Source organism: Pseudomonas sp. ICBG1301, assembly GCF_016918385.1.
In the GTDB taxonomy this organism is placed as follows: Bacteria; Pseudomonadota; Gammaproteobacteria; order Pseudomonadales; family Pseudomonadaceae; genus Aquipseudomonas; species Aquipseudomonas palleroniana.
The window spans coordinates 36,977-55,553 of record NZ_JAEKGB010000009.1; the positions used below are offsets into that span (position 1 = coordinate 36,977).

General features: G+C 56.7%; 18 protein-coding genes. 9 read left to right on the forward strand and 9 right to left on the reverse strand.

The window, feature by feature from the left end; genetic code table 11:
* Positions 1–3: 3 nt before the first annotated feature.
* The 4 genes from JBE38_RS21180 to JBE38_RS21195 all read left to right on the forward strand — a co-directional run bounded on the left by JBE38_RS21180 (position 4) and on the right by JBE38_RS21195 (position 2,788).
* The gene (locus JBE38_RS21180) at positions 4–417 is read left to right on the forward strand and encodes a hypothetical protein (protein ID WP_126870830.1); all 414 of its coding nucleotides are present in this window, start codon (positions 4–6) and stop codon (positions 415–417) included.
* Between the two features lie 605 nt (positions 418–1,022).
* Positions 1,023–1,403: a hypothetical protein gene (locus JBE38_RS21185; RefSeq protein WP_205345051.1), complete on the forward strand. Its 381-nt coding sequence runs from the start codon at positions 1,023–1,025 to the stop codon at positions 1,401–1,403.
* 553 nt (positions 1,404–1,956) lie between these two features.
* Positions 1,957–2,337 carry a hypothetical protein gene (locus JBE38_RS21190; protein ID WP_205345052.1) on the forward strand — a complete coding sequence of 127 codons (381 nt, stop codon included), beginning with the start codon at positions 1,957–1,959 and terminating at the stop codon, positions 2,335–2,337.
* A 118-nt stretch (positions 2,338–2,455) separates the two neighbouring features.
* Positions 2,456–2,788: a hypothetical protein gene (locus JBE38_RS21195; RefSeq protein WP_342592925.1), complete on the forward strand. Its 333-nt coding sequence runs from the start codon at positions 2,456–2,458 to the stop codon at positions 2,786–2,788.
* Positions 2,789–2,809: 21 nt separating this feature from the next.
* Here JBE38_RS21195 and JBE38_RS21200 read toward each other — a convergent pair.
* The 6 genes from JBE38_RS21200 to JBE38_RS21225 form a co-directional block, all read right to left on the reverse strand.
* A protein-coding gene (locus JBE38_RS21200; protein WP_205345054.1) for an IS5 family transposase occupies positions 2,810–3,666 on the reverse strand; the annotation gives its coding sequence in 2 pieces (ribosomal slippage) (positions 2,810–3,322 and positions 3,325–3,666; 855 coding nt in all).
* 162 nt (positions 3,667–3,828) lie between these two features.
* Entirely contained in the window at positions 3,829–4,251 is a 423-nt protein-coding gene (locus JBE38_RS21205) for a hypothetical protein (protein WP_205345055.1), read from the reverse strand.
* Between the two features lie 199 nt (positions 4,252–4,450).
* A protein-coding gene (locus tag JBE38_RS21210) for an IS5 family transposase (protein ID WP_205345054.1) occupies positions 4,451–5,307 on the reverse strand; the annotation gives its coding sequence in 2 pieces (ribosomal slippage) (positions 4,451–4,963 and positions 4,966–5,307; 855 coding nt in all).
* 468 nt (positions 5,308–5,775) lie between these two features.
* A complete protein-coding gene (locus JBE38_RS21215) occupies positions 5,776–7,005 on the reverse strand; it encodes a M20/M25/M40 family metallo-hydrolase (RefSeq protein WP_060755570.1) in 1,230 nt (409 codons plus the stop codon).
* A 48-nt stretch (positions 7,006–7,053) separates the two neighbouring features.
* Entirely contained in the window at positions 7,054–8,112 is a 1,059-nt protein-coding gene (locus JBE38_RS21220; RefSeq protein WP_205345056.1) for a diguanylate cyclase, read from the reverse strand.
* An 81-nt stretch (positions 8,113–8,193) separates the two neighbouring features.
* On the reverse strand, positions 8,194–8,826 hold the full coding sequence (locus JBE38_RS21225; RefSeq protein ID WP_090370374.1) for a LysE family translocator: 633 nt from the start codon (positions 8,824–8,826) through the stop codon (positions 8,194–8,196).
* Positions 8,827–8,980: 154 nt separating this feature from the next.
* Here JBE38_RS21225 and JBE38_RS21230 point away from each other — a divergent pair, with 154 nt between their 5' ends.
* From JBE38_RS21230 to JBE38_RS21240, 3 genes are all read left to right on the forward strand, one after another.
* Positions 8,981–10,390, forward strand: a complete 1,410-nt coding sequence (locus tag JBE38_RS21230; protein ID WP_205345057.1) for an aminotransferase-like domain-containing protein — start codon at positions 8,981–8,983, stop codon at positions 10,388–10,390.
* 171 nt (positions 10,391–10,561) lie between these two features.
* Positions 10,562–11,302, forward strand: a complete 741-nt coding sequence (locus tag JBE38_RS21235) for a response regulator (RefSeq protein ID WP_060755575.1) — start codon at positions 10,562–10,564, stop codon at positions 11,300–11,302.
* A complete protein-coding gene (locus JBE38_RS21240; protein WP_205345058.1) occupies positions 11,299–12,603 on the forward strand; it encodes an ATP-binding protein in 1,305 nt (434 codons plus the stop codon). The genes JBE38_RS21235 and JBE38_RS21240 overlap by 4 nt, the downstream gene beginning before the upstream one ends.
* Here JBE38_RS21240 and JBE38_RS21245 read toward each other — a convergent pair whose 3' ends face one another.
* The gene (locus tag JBE38_RS21245) at positions 12,604–13,074 is read right to left on the reverse strand and encodes an Lrp/AsnC family transcriptional regulator (RefSeq protein WP_126870627.1); all 471 of its coding nucleotides are present in this window, start codon (positions 13,072–13,074) and stop codon (positions 12,604–12,606) included.
* Between the two features lie 123 nt (positions 13,075–13,197).
* On the opposite strand from JBE38_RS21245, the gene JBE38_RS21250 reads away from it, so the two are divergent.
* Positions 13,198–14,442, forward strand: coding sequence for a methionine gamma-lyase (locus tag JBE38_RS21250; RefSeq protein ID WP_090370368.1), 1,245 nt, complete (start codon positions 13,198–13,200; stop codon positions 14,440–14,442).
* Between the two features lie 162 nt (positions 14,443–14,604).
* A complete protein-coding gene (locus tag JBE38_RS21255) occupies positions 14,605–15,279 on the forward strand; it encodes a response regulator transcription factor (RefSeq protein WP_205345059.1) in 675 nt (224 codons plus the stop codon).
* Positions 15,280–15,461: 182 nt separating this feature from the next.
* Here the strand turns inward: JBE38_RS21255 and JBE38_RS21260 are convergent, their stop codons facing one another.
* Positions 15,462–17,420, reverse strand: coding sequence for a MacB family efflux pump subunit (locus tag JBE38_RS21260; RefSeq protein ID WP_205345060.1), 1,959 nt, complete (start codon positions 17,418–17,420; stop codon positions 15,462–15,464).
* A gap of 3 nt (positions 17,421–17,423) precedes the next feature.
* Positions 17,424–18,575, reverse strand: a complete 1,152-nt coding sequence (macA, locus tag JBE38_RS21265; RefSeq protein WP_205345061.1) for a macrolide transporter subunit MacA — start codon at positions 18,573–18,575, stop codon at positions 17,424–17,426.
* Positions 18,576–18,577 lie beyond the last annotated feature (2 nt).

Consider the following 18,577-nt stretch of genomic DNA (forward strand, 5'->3'; position numbering starts at 1 on the left):
AAAATGAAAACACAAAAAATAGGCACCATAATCAAAAATCAAAAAACAGAGGTAACCGTAAAGTACAGCGTTACAAAGCTGACAATGACTTTCTCAGAAGCTGACAACTTCAAAAAAGTTTACGAAGGAAGAGATATATATGTTTGCTTTGCAAAAGTCAGAGCAGACTTTCCCAACATCACTTTCTTATGCAAAGGCGCAAAGATAAACGTTAAACCCTCAAGAATGGCATCTCAAATGAGCGCAGGCCTTTTCGCCTACGAAATGACTTTAGGCGAACAAGCGACAAACGAAAATATAGTACATTTATTCGACTATGAAGATGAAAACCTAACAAACAACCCACAAGACCAGATCGATTTCTTTAAACAATGGCTAGCCTCACTAGGCGCGCAAAACTACGAAAAATTCAACTGAGACCACCTTACAAGGTACGATATAAACTTGTCAGCTTAAAATTGAAAAATGGCATGACTTTCAGGCCAAACCGAACTGCAAAACCAAATTAACCTCCCGCCGTTCAAAATCAAAAATGGAAAATAAACTCAGCATATCAATAATTCGTGGACTACTGTTCACTTACGATATTGAAAATACCGACGATTTAGAGCGAGAGAAAATTATCGTCTCAAAAGACATAAATAACGAGAGAGAACTTATAGAGCTTTTTGACGAATTGTCCAAACCAGAATTTCTAAATTTTACAAAAAGTTAGCAGGCGTGGTTTATTGCCTCCATCACACATTTTTTGGCTACGAATGATAACTTTGATGAAGTCTTTAAAAGAATGGCGACCTACTTCAACGCACCTGTAATTAACCAAAGAGAATTCATGAAAATTCTCTTAGCTTGCTTAAATAAATATTACAACACATCAAATTCGGAAAATTAAAAAACACCAAACTTTCTCTATCATCAACGATTCCCAACCCAATCGCCGCTTCGAAAACTCCATAACCATGCGACTCAACAACCCGAACCGTAAGGGACGAATTTACTTAAGTTACGGGAAAGGAACTCCCATGAAAGCACGCGAAATCACTACCGTCAAAAACGGCATAACTGAAATCGTGACAGTAGAATATGAAGGAGGCAAGCCTACTCTTCATTTGTTATTAGCTGATGGATCCCGAAAACCCTATACAGCTCTCGATCTTTTTGAAAGCTTCGGATTATTGAGAGCAGATATGAAACATATAAAGTTTTTATGCAAGGGCTCAAAAATCAACGTCCACACCTCCGGTATGTCTTCACACATGTCGAATGGCTTGGTTGCTTATGAGTTAACGATGGGGCAGCCAGATGGTGAGCTTGTACATATTTTCTCCTATGAAGAAAATGATCTAACCAACGACATAAAAGAGCAACATGATTTCTGCCGACGCTGGGCAGATTCCACTTAGGAGACATCAACCCCGTTGCCCCACAAATTAGAATTTTTACTCAATCTAACCTGCGAAAACCAAATAGCATTTGCTAGAAGCTCTGAAATAAATGAAAACAAAGAAAATCAAAGCCATAAAAAACAACACAGAGATCTATGTTACTTTTAAATATGACTCCATCCACATAAAACTAAAATTCTCCGAAGCAGATAACTTTGCCAAAGTTTACACTGCGAAAGACATGTACATCTGCCTCGCCAAAGTCAGGTCTGACTTTCCGCACATTCAATTTCTTTGTAAAGGTGCAAAAATAAATGTAAGGCCATCAAGCATGGCCTCACAAATGAGCGGAGAAATGGTCGCATATGAGTTAACACTGGGAAAGCGCGACGCGAGAAGATTTAGTGCATATATTTGATTATGAAGAGCACGATCTTACAAGTGATCCGCAGGAGCAGGCCAATTTCTATAAAAAATGGATCACATCAATAGGCGCTGACCGTGTCGACCAAGAGCCAAGTAGTAATAATGATTAAACACCTGAGACCAATTTATAAGACCAAGGAAAAAGATGAAAAAACTAGAAATCTCCATAATCAGAAACTCTCTTAGAGAGATGGCAATTATTGACTGTGAAAGAAAAACATCAACCCTTTCAGTAGTATTTCCAGATGGAATAAAAAAGACGTTCACAGGGACAGATATTTACACATGCTTCGGCACACTGAGGAAAGAATTCAGCGATATAAAATTCCTCTGCAAGGGTTCCAAGATAAATGTATATCCTTCAGCGATGGCATCACAAATGTCAGGCGGAGTCGTTGCCTACGAAGTAAAAATTGGGGACCCAGACGCAGAACTCGTAAGAATATTCGACTACGAAGAGAACGACCTTACAAATGACATCAACGAACAAATAGCTTACCGGACTAAATGGGCCGAATCCTTGTAAGCCCCTCTCACTCATTCTATTTAGGTTAGAAAACACATTGGAAAGCAAAACAGTATTCGCAATAGCAAACAACCTGAAGATTAAAACCGTCATCAGATACGATGCAAGAAATTGCCTCGTGAAATTTTCCGAAGCAGAAAACTTTAAAAAACCTTACTACGGCAAAGATATCTTCACCTGCCTAGGAAAGGTAAGAGCTGACTTCCCGCACATGAAATTTCTGTGCAAGGGCGCAAAAATAAACGTAATGCCGTCAAGAATGGCATCTCAAATGAGTGCAGGCCTTGTTGCCTATGAAATGACATTAGGCAAACAAGCTACTGGAAAAGATATAGTTCACATCTTTGACTACGAAGAGGAAAACCTAACAAACAACCCACAAGACCAGATCGATTTCTTTAAAAAATGGCTAGCTTCACTCGGCGCACAGGACTATGAAAAATTCAACTAAGCCTCACTCAAATAGTACGAACTAGGCTCTGTACGAAAAGAGATGTCGCAAACACCGTATAGAACAAGCCAGTGAGACCATGGCGGCATAGCTTCTCGCGAGCTTGTCGAAGCGTGTCACGATGCGACGGTTCTCTTTCAGCCAGCCAAACCTGCGCTCGATGATGTTGCGCTGTCGGTATTTGGGCCGATCAAAAAGTCTGGATAAGCCGGGCTTGGGTTTGCGCTTCATAGAGCGCATCGGGATGACGGGTTGCATTCGATATTGGTCGCAGTCGCGGCGAAGCGCTTCGGCGTCGTAGCTCTTGTCGGCAAGCAGCCAGTTACAGCGCTTGCGCGGACGACCTCGTTGGCTTGATGGAATGCTGACGTCGTCCAGCAGTGGCTGGGCATAGCTAATGTCACTGGATTGACCGCCAGAGAGGAGAAAGCGCAGCGGTGTCCCGTTAGCGTCGCAGAGCATGTGGATCTTGGTTGTCAGGCCACCGCGACTGCGGCCTAGAGCGTGATCGACAGGCTCGTCAGGCCCCCGTTTTTCCCGGCGCCAGAAGAGGCTCGGATTGCGCGTACAGCAGTTGAGTCGATCATCCAGGTTTGCAAATCGATCAAGCCTTGCTCATTCAATCTCAGGTGCAAGCGTTTGAGCATCTGGTCGAATGTGCCTTGGTTTCGCCAACACCGGAAGCGTTGATACACCGTTGACCATGGGCCGAAGCGTTCGGGCATATCGCACCACGCAGCGCCTGAACAGAGTACCCAGAGCACGCCATCGAGCATCAGGCGGTCGCTCAGCCGGGGTCGACCCCGGCCATGGGTTTCAGTGAAAAGATCGGCGACCACAGTCCAGGCCTCATCCGAGAGTTCATAACGCTTTGCCATCACAGAATTCCTTTCCGTAGATGGCCGGGAACCCTAAAGAATTTCGGCTTCTGAAGGACGCCGATTGGGTTTCTCGGGATTTCGTACAGAGCCTAGATTCAGCGCGCCCGTGAGCGCTATGGCATCACGGGCTGCCGAGGACAACATTTTTAAGACAGCACATTAATATCGATAACGAAATGTTAGGCAGAAAATCAGACCTGTCTCATCAATCTGTTTGTCTGCAAGTATGCTGGATTCATAAACTGGAACTGCAGAATAAAGAGTTTGATCCATTATATTTGGCAATCCCCTATTGCTTAACTCCTGAGCAGTTTGCACAAACTCCACTCCGTCGGCTTTATCAAGTAGTGGTGCAACGTTTTTGAAATAGTATAGTGCGGGTGTGTCACCGCTTTTTTTCAAAGGAGGAGACCCACACTTATTAGTAATTTGCTGTACAAGATCTTTCCCCGTAGTGGTGCTGGTATCCACCGAGAATTTGTATTGCTTTCCATAGGCTGGATCTTTAGGCGCAACGAGGGTCAACGTGAATGTTTTTCCATGTTTCGTAAGTACATAAACGTTAATTGAAGAAAGTGCCATGATGTGCTCTCCTTTAAATAAATATATCTTTATACGTTACTTTCATGACTAATAAAATCTGTACTACCTCTCTGGTTTTTGGGACGTTATTAGCTTGTTCCACTGCTCCATGCTCCTGCTGCTTAATTTATACCGGCGCCTTACATCAACTGCACCTGTTAGATTTGACAGTTTTTTATAACAATTAGCGATAACTCCACTAAGCTCTGTACGAAAAGAGATGTCGCAAACACCGTATAGAACAAGCCAGTGAGACCATGGCGGCATAGCTTCTCGCGAGCTTGTCGAAGCGTGTCACGATGCGACGGTTCTCTTTCAGCCAGCCAAACCTGCGCTCGATGATGTTGCGCTGTCGGTATTTGGGCCGATCAAAAAGTCTGGATAAGCCGGGCTTGGGTTTGCGCTTCATAGAGCGCATCGGGATGACGGGTTGCATTCGATATTGGTCGCAGTCGCGGCGAAGCGCTTCGGCGTCGTAGCTCTTGTCGGCAAGCAGCCAGTTACAGCGCTTGCGCGGACGACCTCGTTGGCTTGATGGAATGCTGACGTCGTCCAGCAGTGGCTGGGCATAGCTAATGTCACTGGATTGACCGCCAGAGAGGAGAAAGCGCAGCGGTGTCCCGTTAGCGTCGCAGAGCATGTGGATCTTGGTTGTCAGGCCACCGCGACTGCGGCCTAGAGCGTGATCGACAGGCTCGTCAGGCCCCCGTTTTTCCCGGCGCCAGAAGAGGCTCGGATTGCGCGTACAGCAGTTGAGTCGATCATCCAGGTTTGCAAATCGATCAAGCCTTGCTCATTCAATCTCAGGTGCAAGCGTTTGAGCATCTGGTCGAATGTGCCTTGGTTTCGCCAACACCGGAAGCGTTGATACACCGTTGACCATGGGCCGAAGCGTTCGGGCATATCGCACCACGCAGCGCCTGAACAGAGTACCCAGAGCACGCCATCGAGCATCAGGCGGTCGCTCAGCCGGGGTCGACCCCGGCCATGGGTTTCAGTGAAAAGATCGGCGACCACAGTCCAGGCCTCATCCGAGAGTTCATAACGCTTTGCCATCACAGAATTCCTTTCCGTAGATGGCCGGGAACCCTAAAGAATTTCGGCTTCTGAAGGACGCCGATTGGGTTTCTCGGGATTTCGTACAGAGCCTAGGCAAACAAGCTACTGAAAAAGATATAGTTCACATCTTTGACTACGAAGAGGAAAACCTAACAAACAACCCACAAGACCAGATCGACTTCTTTAAAAAATGGCTAGCTTCACTCGGCGCACAGGACTATGAAAAGTTCAACTAAGCCACATTCAAACAGTACGAACTAGAACTTACCTCAAACTATCGCACCTTACGTGGCGAGCGAGCTTGCTCGCGCTGGGCCGCGAAGCGCCCCCCCAGGCCCGGCGACGGGTGTTTTCAATTGAATAGGTATTGTCTGTTTTGGGGCTGCTGTGCAGCCCGGCGCGAGCAAGCTCGCTCGCCACAAAAACAAGGGGGGCGATCATCATCTCGATAAGGCCCCACCCCAATCAGCGCTTCGACAGTTCCATAATCATCCGGCTCAACAAATAAACCCGAGGCACTACGCTCTCCACCTCCGCGTACTCTTCCGGCGTGTGAATATTGCCGCCCACTATGCCGAACCCATCCAGCGTCGGCGTGCCCACACCCGCTGACAAGCTCGCATCCGCCGCGCCGCCGCTGCCTTCAATGGTCAAGGTCTTGCCCAATTCGCCGTAGATACCTTGGGCAATCGCCACCAGTTTGTCCGACTCCGGCGTTTGCGGCATGGGTGGCAGGCCACGTTGCAGGCTGGTGGTCACTTCGGTGTCGGGGATCAGTTTGTTGGCCGACACTCGCGCCAGGTCTTTCTCGATGCGATCAAACTCTTCCGGTAACGCCGCGCGGACGTCGGCCTTGGCGGTGGCTTGATCGGGGATCACGTTGACGCGGTCACCGGCCTTGAGCACGGTGAAGTTGATGGTGGTTTTCTTCTCTTCATCGCCCAGCTTGCCCAGTTGCAGGATCTGGTGCGCGGCTTCCATGGCCGCATTGCGGCCCAGTTCCGGGGCGACGCCGGCGTGGGCGGCTTTGCCTTTGACTTCGACGACGGCGGTCGCGCTGCCTTTGCGCCATACCACCAGGCCGTCCGCAGGGCGGCCGGGTTCGAGGTTCAAGGTCACGTCGTGCGCCTTGGCGGTTTTGCGGATCAGCTCGGAGGCCGCTTCAGAACCGGTTTCTTCGCTGGCGTCGAGCAGGAAGGTGATTTGCGCGTAGTCCTTGAAGCCCTGGTTTTTCAGGACCTTGAGCGCATAGATACCGGCGACGATGCCGCCCTTGTCATCCATCACGCCGGGGCCATAGGCGCGGCCGTCCTTGATGTGAAACGGGCGCTCGGCGGCCGAGCCTTCCTTGAAGACGGTGTCCATATGGGCCATCAGCAAAATCCTGGCCTTGCCGGTGCCCTTGAGGGTGGCGACCACATGACTGTTGTTGGCGGCTTTGTCCGGTACCAACTCAATGCTGAAACCGAGCTGTTTCAGTTCATCCACCGCAATGTCGCGCACTTGGGTCAGGCCCGGCTCGTAGCCTGAGCCCGAGTCGATATTCACCAGGCGCTCCAGTAGTTTCAAGGCGGGGGCCTTGGACTGTTCGGCATCCGCCTGGATCTGTTTATGGGGTTCGGCACTGTAGGCCGGCACGACGACGGACAAGGCCAGGGTCGCGGCCAAAAGGGTACGGGGGAAAGTAAAAAGCATTGAACCGATCCTTGTTTTTGTTGAGAGGGGCCGCGTTACCCTACCCCACTAAACTGACCGCAACAAACTCCCCTGGGCCGAACTGACGCGATTACGCCCACTGCTTTTGGCCTCGTATAACGCAAGGTCAGCGTCGTTGAGCCAACTCAGCGAATCGGCGTGGCTCGGTTGATACGGCGCCAAGCCGATGCTCAAACTGGCGCGCAAGGTCGGGTCCTGGGCGTACACCAAGGCGTTGAAGCGATCGCGCAGGGCCTCCATCATTTCGGTGGCATGGTCGAGCGGCATGCCCGGCAGAATCACGCAGAACTCATCGCCACCATAACGCCCGGCCAGGTCGGTGATGCGCAAGCTTTGGCGCAGCACTTTGCTCAGTTGGCGCAGCACGATGTCACCGGTCACATGGCCGTAAGTGTCGTTGATGGTCTTGAAGTGATCGATATCGATCAGGGCGATCGCCGCGCCGGCCGGACCACGGCGGCACCGTTGAAATTCGATTTCGAGGTGGTCTTTCCAGGCGCCGTGGTTGAGCAGGCCGGACAGGCTGTCGGTGCGGCTCAGGGCAAGCAGTTCACGCTTGTGCCGCGCCAGGGTCACGGCCTGGCGATAGCAGATCCAGCCCAGGACCAGGGGATACACCGTCAGGATCGGCAGGCAGGCGTAGAGTTGCGCCTGGCTGGTCACGGCAATGAACGCCGGCGTGAACAACAGCAGGGACACGCCAATGCCGAGCGCTTGCGCCACCCAGCCCATGAACATGAAACGCGATCCGCCGATGGCGACGTTGTTCATGGTCATCATCGACAGCGTGGTGACGCTGGGCAATGGGTTGAAGTGCATCGCACCGACCCAGAAGCCCCCGCAAAAAGAATCGAACAGCAGATTGCGTCGCTCACTGCGCAACGAATTGCTCGCACGTCGCGAGCACTGATAGGCCAGGTGCGGCCACACAAAGGCATTGATCAGCATCCAGGCCCAGACCCAGGCGGACGGGTGCAGCGGGTACATGGCAAACACCACGCACACAAAGCCGAGCGTCAGCCCCAATGCGCGGGATTTGTATAGGCGCGAAGCGAGCGGAAGTCCCTTTCCTCCGGCGGCTGGCATGGTGTGGGTATCATCCAGGCTAAGTGCCTGGAGTCTATCAGGGCAGAGTCAAATCGCCACTACCGCTTATGGGCTAATACTTCAGTGCGAAAACCCGCGTGCCAACATCCCCGCAACCCCCACCAGCATCAGCGCCGTGCAACGCTGTAGCAGCACTCGATGCCTGGGATTTTCCAGCACGCCCTTGATGCGTTGGCCGAAGTAGCCATACAGGCAGCCACTGGCAAATTGCAGCAGCAGAAAGGTCAGGCCCAGGATCGCGATATCCGCCATAGAGCTGTGTTCCCCTGCCCCGGCAAACTGCGGGAACACCGCGCTGAACAGGATAAGCGTCTTGGGGTTGGAAAACCCGGTCAACAACCCCTTCCCGAACAGACTGCGCGAACTTTCCGGGGCGCCGCCCTGAGCGATGATTCCGCCGGTGCTGGTCCATTGTTTGTAGGCCAGGTAAAGCAGGTAGGCCACGCCGACCACCTGGAGGGTCTGCGTAATGACAACGTTACCCTTGATCAACTGTGAAAAGCCCACGGCAAAGATCAGGATCGAAATCAGGTACGCCACACTGGCGCCGACCTGCGCCGGGATCGAACGACGCAGGCCGTCCCTCAGGCCCAGGCTCAACAGCAGCAAGGTCATGGGGCCGGGGCTGAAGGTCATGGTGGCGCAAAACACCAGGAAATAGAGAAACGAAGACAGGGTTAACGCACTGGTCATGGTCAGGGGGCCTTGGAGGGGGTAGCAAAGAGATTTGGGCGTCGCGGCGCCTGGCGCGCAGTCTAGGCCAGCGTCATTGCACAAGGCAGGTAAAGTGGTGCCTAATCCGGCCTGACTTCACCGGTAAAATCACCGGTAAACACCAGGAAGGTTTATGTTCATATCCGCCATCGCCTTTGTGAAAGGCACGCCGAAGGTTCAGCAGATCGTCGAGGCGTTCAGCCAGGCCATCGAAGGTGGCGAGTGGGCGCCCGGCAGCAAGTTGCCGTCTGTACGCGAATTGACCCAGGTGCTGGGCGTCAGCAAGTTCACCCTGAATGAGGCGTTGGACCGCCTGCGCGGGCGCAACCTGCTGACGTCCAGCCAGGGCCGTGGCTACTTCGTCGCGATGGAAACCGCCCGGCCGGCGTCGGTGGCCTGGGTTGATCTATTGCCCCAGGACTTGCTCAGCGTATTGCGACGCCCCTTGGCCAACGCCGACAGCGAGCTGCGCCCGGGCAGTGGGCATTTGCCGGAAGACTGGTTGAACACCGAAGCCATCCGCCAGGCCCTGCGCAGCGTGGTGCGCGCGCCCTCACTGCGGATCGCCGGGCTGGGGACGCCGGCGGGCTTGTTGCCGTTGCGCCAGGCCCTGCAACAAAAGCTGCACAGCGACGGCCTGTCGGTGCCGGTGGAGCAGATCATCACCACCCCCAACACCGTGCAGGGCCTGGACATGCTCATGCGCCTGCTGGCCCGCCCCGGCGACACCGTGCTACTGGACGCGCCGTGCTACTTCAACTTCCACGCCAACCTGGCTCTGCATGGGGTCAAGGTGGTGACGATCGAGCGTCGACCCGACGGTCTGGACTTCACCGCGCTGGAGCAATTGCTCGCCGAACACCGGCCCAGCCTGTACCTCACCACCAGCGTGCTGCAAAACCCCACCGGTCACTCCTTCAGCCCCAGCCAGGCGTTTCGCCTGCTGCAACTGACCCGGCAGTACCACTGCCACATCATCGAGGATGACCTCTACGGCGACCTGCATCCCAACCCTCCCCCGCGCCTGGCGGCCCTGGCCGGGCTGGACCAGGTCACTTACCTGTCAGGCTTCTCGAAGATCCTCAGTGCCAACACCCGCGTCAGCTACGTGGTGGCCGCCCCGCAACTGGCGGCCAACCTGACGCATATGAAATTGATGAGCGGCGGCGTCACCTCCGAACTGTTCGAGCACGTGGTGTACCGCATGCTCAGCGAAGGCAGCTATGCCCGGCACCGCAAACGCACGGTGCAGCGCCTGCAGGAAGCCGGCGGACGAGTCGAGCAATGGCTCAAGCGCTGTGGCTGCGAACCGGCGATGGCTTATGAGGGTGGGATGTTCATCTGGGCGCGCCTGCCTGCGGGAGTGAATGCCGAGCAACTGGCCCAGGCGGCGTTGAAACACAGCATGGCGTTGGCACCGGGCGCACTGTTCGGCTATGACCCGGCCAACGGCGATTCGATGCGTTTCAATGTGGCCCATACCGATGAGCCACGGGTTCAGCGGTTATTCGAGACCTTGCTGCTCAAGGCCGTGGGCAGGTGAACAGGCCGTAGAAGCTCCACGAGGTGCCCTTGACGTCAAACATCATCCGGCTGTTTTTTGCCTCGTCGTGTATCTACTTATCGCCAGATACAGTGCAATACAAAGGGCACAAGGCAACGGCGCCCATAATGGCTAGACTGCGCGGCAATCACACTTTTTGAGGAACGCAGCATGGAGCATGTCGATCACATCCTGATCGTCGATGACGACCGCGAAATCCGCGAGCTGGTGGGCAATTACCTGAAGAAAAACGGCATGCGCACCACCGTGGTCGCCGATGGCCGCCAGATGCGCAGCTTCCTCGACACCACCCCCGTGGACCTGATCGTGCTGGATATCATGATGCCCGGCGACGACGGGCTGCTGCTGTGCCGCGAGCTGCGGGTGGGCAAGCACAAGGCGACGCCAGTGCTGATGCTCACGGCGCGCAACGACGAAACCGACCGCATCATCGGCCTGGAAATGGGTGCCGATGATTACCTGGTCAAACCCTTCGCCGCCCGTGAGTTACTGGCGCGGATCAACGCCGTGTTGCGCCGTACGCGGATGTTGCCGCCCAACCTGGTGGTCAGCGAAACCGGCCGTTTGATTCGTTTTGGCCGCTGGCGCCTGGACACCACCGCCCGCCACCTGCTGGATGAAGACGACACGTTGGTAGCCCTGAGCGGCGCGGAATACCGGTTGCTGCGGGTGTTCCTCGACCATCCCCAGCGCGTGCTCAACCGCGACCAGTTGCTGAACCTGACCCAAGGCCGTGACGCGGACCTGTTCGACCGTTCCATCGACCTGCTGGTCAGCCGCCTGCGCCAACGCCTGCTGGATGATGCCCGTGAACCGGCCTACATCAAGACCGTGCGCAGCGAGGGCTATGTGTTTTCCCTGCCGGTGGAAATCCTCGGGGCTGCGCCATGAAGTGGCGGTTGGGTTGGCCACGCACGCTGGCGTCGCAGTTGTCCCTGATCTTCTTGATCAGCCTGCTGTGTGCCCATGGCTTGTCGTTCAGTGCGCAGTTCTACGAGCGCTACCTCAGCGCCCGCACCGTCATGCTCGGCAACCTGGAAAACGATGTGTCGACCTCGGTGGCGATCCTCGACCGCTTGCCCGCCAACGAACGCGCAAGCTGGCTGCCACGCCTCGACCGGCAGAATTACCGCTACCTGCTCGATGCCGGCGAAACCGGCGAACCGCTGAGCAACGATGACGTGCCCATGGCGGCAACCTCGATCACCAGCGCCCTGGGTGAGCACTATGCCCTGACCTTTCGTGACCTGCCCGGCCTGCGCAAGCATTTCCAGGCCCACTTGACCTTGGCCGATGGCAGCCCGATCACCATTGACGTGCGCCCCGCCGCCCAGCCGGTCGCTTATTGGTTGCCGGTGGTGCTGGTGCTGCAACTGGCGCTGTTGCTCGGCTGCACCTGGATCGCCGTGCGCCTGGCCATCCGCCCGCTGACGCGCCTGGCCCGCGCCGTGGAAACCCTCGACCCGAACGCCCATCCCACGCCCCTGGACGAAAAAGGCCCCACCGAAGTGGCCCACGCGGCTGCGGCGTTCAATCAAATGCAACAGCGCATCGCCGAATACCTCAAGGAACGCATGCAGATCCTCGCGGCGATTTCCCATGACCTGCAAACACCGATTACCCGCATGAAGCTGCGCGCCGAGTTCATGGAGGACTCCGTCGACCGCGACAAACTGTGGAACGACCTGGGGGAAATGGAGCATCTGGTGCGTGAAGGCGTGGCCTACGCCCGCAGCGTCCACGGCGCCACCGAAGCCAGCCACCGCATCGACCTGGATGCGTTCCTGGACAGCCTGGTGTTTGACTACCAGGACATGCATAAAAACGTCAGCCTCAGCGGTAAAAGCGCGGTGCTGCTGGACACCCGCCCCCACGCCCTGCGCCGGGTGCTGGTGAACCTGGTGGACAATGCGCTGAAATTCGCCGGCAGCGCCGAACTGCAGGTGAGTTCGACGGCCAACGGCGAATGCTCGCTCAAGGTGCTGGACCGCGGCCCCGGTATCGCCGAGGAAGAACTGATGCAAGTGATGCAGCCGTTTTATCGGGTGGAAAGCTCACGTAACCGTGGCACCGGTGGCACCGGGTTGGGGCTGGCGATTGCGCAGCAATTGGCCGTGGCGATTGGTGGGTCACTGACCCTGAGCAATCGCGAGGGCGGCGGTTTGTGTGCCGAGGTGCGCATAACGCTCTGATCAACCCGGCAACGGGATCACCCGCAACGGCCTGACCGACTTGTAGGAAAAACTCGAATAGATCTCTTTGACACAGGGCAGGGTCTGCAAGACCTCCCTGGCGAACTCGCCAAACGACTCCAGGTCCTTGGCCACCACTTCCAGCAGAAAGTCATAGCGCCCGGACACGTTATGGCACGCCACGATTTCCGGAATTTCCAACAGCCGTTTCTCGAACGCCCGGGCAATGTCCTTGGTGTGGCTCTCCATCATGATGCTGACAAACGCCGTCACCCCATACCCCAGCGCCTTGGGCGACAAAATCGCCTGGTAGCCGCTGATCACACCGCTGTCTTCCAGGTTTCTGACCCGTCGCCAACAAGGCGAGGTCGTCAGGGCCACCCGGTCGGCCAGTTCGGCGACGGTCAGGCGGGCATTGCCTTGCAACGCGTTTAAAAGGGCTTTGTCGGTACGGTCCAGACGGATGGGCATAACGTGCCTCTGATCATTATTTTTATAGGTTTTTCATCCCTTGACGCGGGAATTGTCGGCAAATTTGGCAACGTTCATCTGCGGTTATGAGCATAGCATTGTAGGAAATAAGGAGCGCTTGAGATGAACAATAAACACCCTGCCTTCGGATTTTCCACCCGCGCCATCCACCACGGCTATGACCCCAAGGACCACCACGGGGCTTTGGTGCCGCCGATCTACCTGTCTGCCACGTTCGCCTTCCCCACGGCCGAATATGGCGCCGCCTGCTTCGCCGGTGAAGCGAACGGCCATTTCTATACACGTATTTCCAACCCTACCCTGGCTCTGCTCGAGTCGCGCATGGCCACCCTGGAGAACGGCGAGGCCGCCGTTGCGTTCAGCTCCGGCATGGGTGCCATTGCGGCGACGTTCTGGACCCTGCTGCGTCCCGGCGACGAAGTCATCGTCAGCCGGACGCTCTACGGCTGCACCTTCGCCCTGCTGCACCACGGCATCGGGGAGTTCGGCATCAAGGTGCGCCATGTCGACCTCACCGACCTGGCCGCCCTTCGCGCGGCGCTGTCCCCCGCCACCCGCATGATCTATTGCGAAACCCCGGCCAACCCGACCCTGCAATTGGTCGACATCGCCGCCGTGGCGCAACTCGCCCATGAGCAGCCGAATGTCACGCTGGTGGTCGACAACACCTACTGCACGCCCTACCTGCAACGGCCCCTGGAATTGGGCGCCGACGTGGTCGTGCATTCGGCCACCAAATACCTCAGTGGGCACGGCGACATTACCGCCGGCGTGGCGGTGAGCAGCCACGCCCTCGCGCAACGCATTCGCCTGCAAGGGCTCAAGGACCTGACCGGTGCAGTGATGTCGCCACAGGATGCCTCGCTGTTGATGCGCGGTCTCAAGACCCTGGCCCTGCGCATGGAACGTCATTGCAGCAGCGCCCAGACGGTGGCCGAAGCCTTGCAGGCGCACCCTGCCGTGCAGTGGGTGACTTACCCTGGGCTACGCTCTTTCCCACAGTACGAATTGGCGACGCGCCAGATGAAAATGGCCGGCGGCATGATCGCGTTTGAACTCAAGGGCGGGATTGAGACCGGTCGGCGCTTCATGAACGCGCTCAAGCTGTTTACCCGCGCGGTCAGCCTGGGCGATGCGGAATCACTGGCCCAGCATCCCGCGAGCATGACCCATTCCACCTATACCCCGGAAGAACGTGCACACCACGGTATCAGTGAAGGTCTGGTGCGTTTGTCGGTGGGGCTCGAGGACGTCGCCGACCTGTTGGCCGATGTGCAACAAGCCTTGGCCAAATGCATGCGCGAGACGACCCGCCGGCCCTCGACCGTCGAACATGCCCTGAAATAAGTCCCAAGCTCGGCGTTATCCTTTCCCACAAACGGTGGTCGGACTGGTCCGACCGCCGTTATGCGTTTTAATCTGATTTTTTACCGATTGGATCCCCATCCCTGCGTCAGGCTGTACTAGCATAAGGCCAAATATCTGCACCTGAAATTCATGGATGAATTGATGAACTCACACCTGTTCCCACAGATAGGCAAGGTCATCGCCAGCACTGGCAGTCGCCATTTCCCACGCTTGCTGCATGACCTTATCCGCACCCAACTGGCAGTGGACGCCAGCCATATCACGCAGTTGCAGGTCAGTTGCACCGGGCACGCCCACCGTGAGATCAACCCGGTCTACACCGATTCGGTGGTGGCCCTGGACCATGAGCAACCCGCCGCCCAGTTGCACCTGACGCATTACAAGGACAACGTGCGTTACGTGCTGTCGGTGTATCGCGGCCAGCAATCCGAAAACTTTTCGCCGCAAGAACGCAGCCTGCTGCGGGATTTTTCCACCCTGCTGCTGCCGATGGTGGAAAAACACATCACGGCAATAGATCCCTGCCGCCACGACAGCGAGCCGCCGCTACCGGATAACCAGGGCCTCGAAGCCTTGCGTCAACGCATCCAGGAGCGCCTGGTGCAATCGGGGCTGAAGCTGTCCAAGCGTGAGCTGGAAGTCTGTGTCGGCCTGCTGGCCGGGCGCACCGCGCGCGAACTGGCGGAACAATTGGCGCTGAAGGTCAACACCATCGAGAGCTACCTGAAGCGGGCGGCGATCAAGTTGGGGATCAGTGGGCGGCACTCATTGTTGCGATGGATGTACGCCACCGACGATGGACCACTCCCAGAATAAACAGGGCGGACAAACCCTGATGCCTGTCGGTTAATCGATAGAACGGACGACGGATAACTTGTGGCGAGGGAGCTTGCTCCCGCTGGACTGCGTAGCAGGCCCAGTCTTTTCAAACCAAAAGCCGGGGCCGCTTCGCGGCCCAGCGGGAGCAAGCTCCCTCGCCACATGAGTGAGAGGCACAATCAGTCGCGGGCCAGTGCTTCGATCGGGTCCAGTCGCGCCGCATTTCGCGCCGGTACAAAGCCGAACACAATGCCGATCAGCGTCGAACAGGCAAATGCGGTGATGATCGAGCCCAGGGAGAACACCATCTCCCACTCCTTCACGAACAGCGAAAACAGATAGCCGATCGCGTAGGACAGCGAAATCCCGATCACCCCACCGATCAGGCACACCATCACCGCCTCCACCAGAAACTGCTGGCGGATATCCGACTGCCTTGCGCCCACGGCCATGCGGATACCGATCTCGCGGGTACGCTCGGTGACGGACACCAGCATGATGTTCATCACGCCGATGCCCCCCACCAATAGCGAAATGACGGCGATCAGCGACAACAGCAACGCCAGGGAACGGCTGGTTTTTTGCACCGTCTGCATGATGCTGTCGAGGTTGTTGGTGAAGAAGTCCTTGGTGCCGTGGCGTTGCAGCATGAGTTTATTGACGTTGTCTTCCACCACCTTGCTCGGCTGGCCATCCTTGATGCGCACAGTGATGCTGTCCAGATGGCGCTGGCCCAACACGCGGCCCGCCGCCGTTTCGTAAGGCACCCACACATTCAGCGCTTTGCTGGCGGCGAACATGTTTTTATTGTCGGCCGTGACCCCGATCACCGTACACGGCAGCTTGCCCACCAGGATCACCTGGCCCAGCGGGTCAATATTCGGCCCGAACAAACGCTGACGCGTGTTGTGGTCGATGACCACCACTTGCGCCTGGCGTCGCGCATCATTTTCGCTGAAGGCAATCCCGGCTTCGAGCTTCAAGCCCTTGACCTTGAAATAGCGCTCACTCACGCCATTAACCTGCGCATCCACGTCGATGTTGCCAAAGCGCAGCAACAGGTTGCGGCCCACCACCGGCGTGGCACTGTCGACGTAATACAGCTGGTTCAACGCCTCCACATCCGACGGCATCAAGGTCTCGATGGCCGACGCACGGCTGTCACCAAAACTGGTGCCGGAAAAAATATCGATAGTGTTACTGCCGATCGCCTGGATGTCCTTGAGGACATAGCGTTTGGCACCCTCGCCGATCGCCGAGATCGACACCACCGACGTAATGCCGATAACGATCCCGAGCATGGTCAACAAAGTCCGCATGCGATGGGAAATCAGCGCGACCCAGGCCATGTTGAACGCTTCCTTGAACAGCCCCAGGCTTGCCACCAAGCGACGTGCGCCACTGCGTCTGGGTTCGATGGGCGCTTCGCTGGGCAAGTCCAGGCCGACACGTTCGTTGGCCTGGTCGCTGACGATCTCGCCGTCGCACACCTCGACGATACGCTGGGCATTCGCCGCCACCTTGGGGTCATGGGTGACGATGATCACCGTATGCCCGGCCGCGTGCAGCTCAGTGAGGATACGCATCACCTCTTTACCGCTGTGGGAATCGAGTGCCCCGGTGGGCTCGTCGGCGAGAATCACTTCGCCGCCATTCATCAAGGCCCGCGCAATACTCACCCGTTGCTGTTGCCCGCCGGACAACTGGCTCGGCCGGTGACTGATGTGCCCCGACAGCCCTAGGCGCGCCAGCAACTCCCGAGCCCGGCTGTGCCGTGCGGTTTGCGGCGTACCGGCGTAGATCGCCGGCATTTCCACGTTGTGCAAGGCACTCAAATGCGCCAGCAAGTGGTAGCGCTGGAAGATGAAACCAAAATAATCCCGACGCAGCTCCGCCAGTTGCTCATCCCCCAGGGAGCGGGTTTCGATGCCGTTGATCTTGTAGCTGCCGGCCGTGGCGTAATCCAGCCCACCGAGGATATTCATCAGCGTGGATTTGCCCGACCCCGAGGCGCCGATGATCGCGACCATTTCCCCGGCCTGGATCGTCAAATCGATGCCCTTGAGCGCAATGAACTCACGCTCGCCGGCCATGAAACTGCGAGTGATGCCCTTGAGCTCCAACAGCGGCTGAGCCATGCGTCAGCTCCCTGCCACGGCAGGTGTCGCGTCGCCGATCACGACTTTATCGCCCTCAGCCAGGCCCTCGAGAATCTGCACCTTGACGTTGTTGTTGATACCGGTCTTCACCTCACGGGGCACCGCCTTGCCCTTGGCATCCAGTACCCGCAGCGTATAGCGGCCATCGGAGCTGCGCGCACCGAGTGCCGCCACCGGCACCAGCAACGCAGCCTGGGCGGTGTCGAGCACGATGCGCACCTGGGCGGTCATGGAGATGCGCAGGCGATGGTCGGGGTTGGGCACCTCGAACAACGCGTTGTAGAACACCGCCGTGTTCTGCTTCGACGTGCCCGCGGCCTGGGTTTCCAGGAAGTTCTGCGGCGCCGGCTCCGTGCCGCGCAGCTTGGCGTAGTAGCGTTTTTCAGGCTCACCCAGGATGGTGAAATACACCGGCTGGCCGCTGCCGATATGAATCACATCGGCTTCCGACACCTGAGCCTTGACGGTCATGGTGTCCAGGTCCGCCAGCTTGAGCAGCACCGGCGCCAGTTGGTTGGCGATCACGGTCTGGCCTTCCTGGGTGACGATCCCCACCACGTCGCCGTCGATGGGCGCGACAATGCGCGTATAGGCGAGGTTGACCTTGGCGGTGTCGATCTGGATCTGCGCGCTGTTGATCTGCGCATCCAGGGACACCAGGTTGGCCTGCTGCACCTGGAAGTTCGACTCGGCGTTCTCGAAATCCTGGCGCGACACCGACGCGTCGCTCTGCAAGTCCTTGTAGCGTTCATACACCGACTTGGCTTGCTTGAGCTGGGCCGCCGTGGCCCGGCGTTGGGCCTGCAGGTTTTCTTCATCCACCTGGGCTTTGCGCAGGGTGTTTTGCAGGATCAACGGGTCGATTTCGGCAAGCCACTGGCCCTTCTTGACCTTGTCGCCGACCTTGACCTTGAGCGACTTCAACTGCCCGGAAACCTGGGCGCCGACATCGACCTGCTTGACCCCTTCCAACAGGCCGGTGGCCAACACGGCATTTTCAATATCACCGCGTTCGGCGGGCGCGGTGAGGTATTGCGGGGCATCGGCGGGCGCTTGCACCGTGTAGATGACCAATGCCGCCGCGACAACCAGCGCCAGGCCGAAGCCGACTTTGCGAAACTTTGACTTTTGCATAA

Bases quoted from the DNA above. Each gene is read 5' to 3' on its own strand.
- JBE38_RS21255 (WP_205345059.1), top strand. From the start codon at position 14,605: ATGAACTCACACCTGTTCCCACAGATAGGCAAGGTCATCGCCAGCACT.
- JBE38_RS21225 (WP_090370374.1), bottom strand. From the start codon at position 8,826: ATGACCAGTGCGTTAACCCTGTCTTCGTTTCTCTATTTCCTGGTGTTT.
- JBE38_RS21205 (WP_205345055.1), bottom strand. From the start codon at position 4,251: ATGGCACTTTCTTCAATTAACGTTTATGTACTTACGAAACATGGAAAA.
- JBE38_RS21260 (WP_205345060.1), bottom strand. From the start codon at position 17,420: ATGGCTCAGCCGCTGTTGGAGCTCAAGGGCATCACTCGCAGTTTCATG.
- JBE38_RS21240 (WP_205345058.1), top strand. From the start codon at position 11,299: ATGAAGTGGCGGTTGGGTTGGCCACGCACGCTGGCGTCGCAGTTGTCC.
- JBE38_RS21215 (WP_060755570.1), bottom strand. From the start codon at position 7,005: ATGCTTTTTACTTTCCCCCGTACCCTTTTGGCCGCGACCCTGGCCTTG.
- macA (WP_205345061.1), bottom strand. From the start codon at position 18,575: ATGCAAAAGTCAAAGTTTCGCAAAGTCGGCTTCGGCCTGGCGCTGGTT.
- JBE38_RS21185 (WP_205345051.1), top strand. From the start codon at position 1,023: ATGAAAGCACGCGAAATCACTACCGTCAAAAACGGCATAACTGAAATC.
- JBE38_RS21180 (WP_126870830.1), top strand. From the start codon at position 4: ATGAAAACACAAAAAATAGGCACCATAATCAAAAATCAAAAAACAGAG.
- JBE38_RS21190 (WP_205345052.1), top strand. From the start codon at position 1,957: ATGAAAAAACTAGAAATCTCCATAATCAGAAACTCTCTTAGAGAGATG.
- JBE38_RS21220 (WP_205345056.1), bottom strand. From the start codon at position 8,112: ATGCCAGCCGCCGGAGGAAAGGGACTTCCGCTCGCTTCGCGCCTATAC.
- JBE38_RS21235 (WP_060755575.1), top strand. From the start codon at position 10,562: ATGGAGCATGTCGATCACATCCTGATCGTCGATGACGACCGCGAAATC.
- JBE38_RS21250 (WP_090370368.1), top strand. From the start codon at position 13,198: ATGAACAATAAACACCCTGCCTTCGGATTTTCCACCCGCGCCATCCAC.
- JBE38_RS21245 (WP_126870627.1), bottom strand. From the start codon at position 13,074: ATGCCCATCCGTCTGGACCGTACCGACAAAGCCCTTTTAAACGCGTTG.
- JBE38_RS21230 (WP_205345057.1), top strand. From the start codon at position 8,981: ATGTTCATATCCGCCATCGCCTTTGTGAAAGGCACGCCGAAGGTTCAG.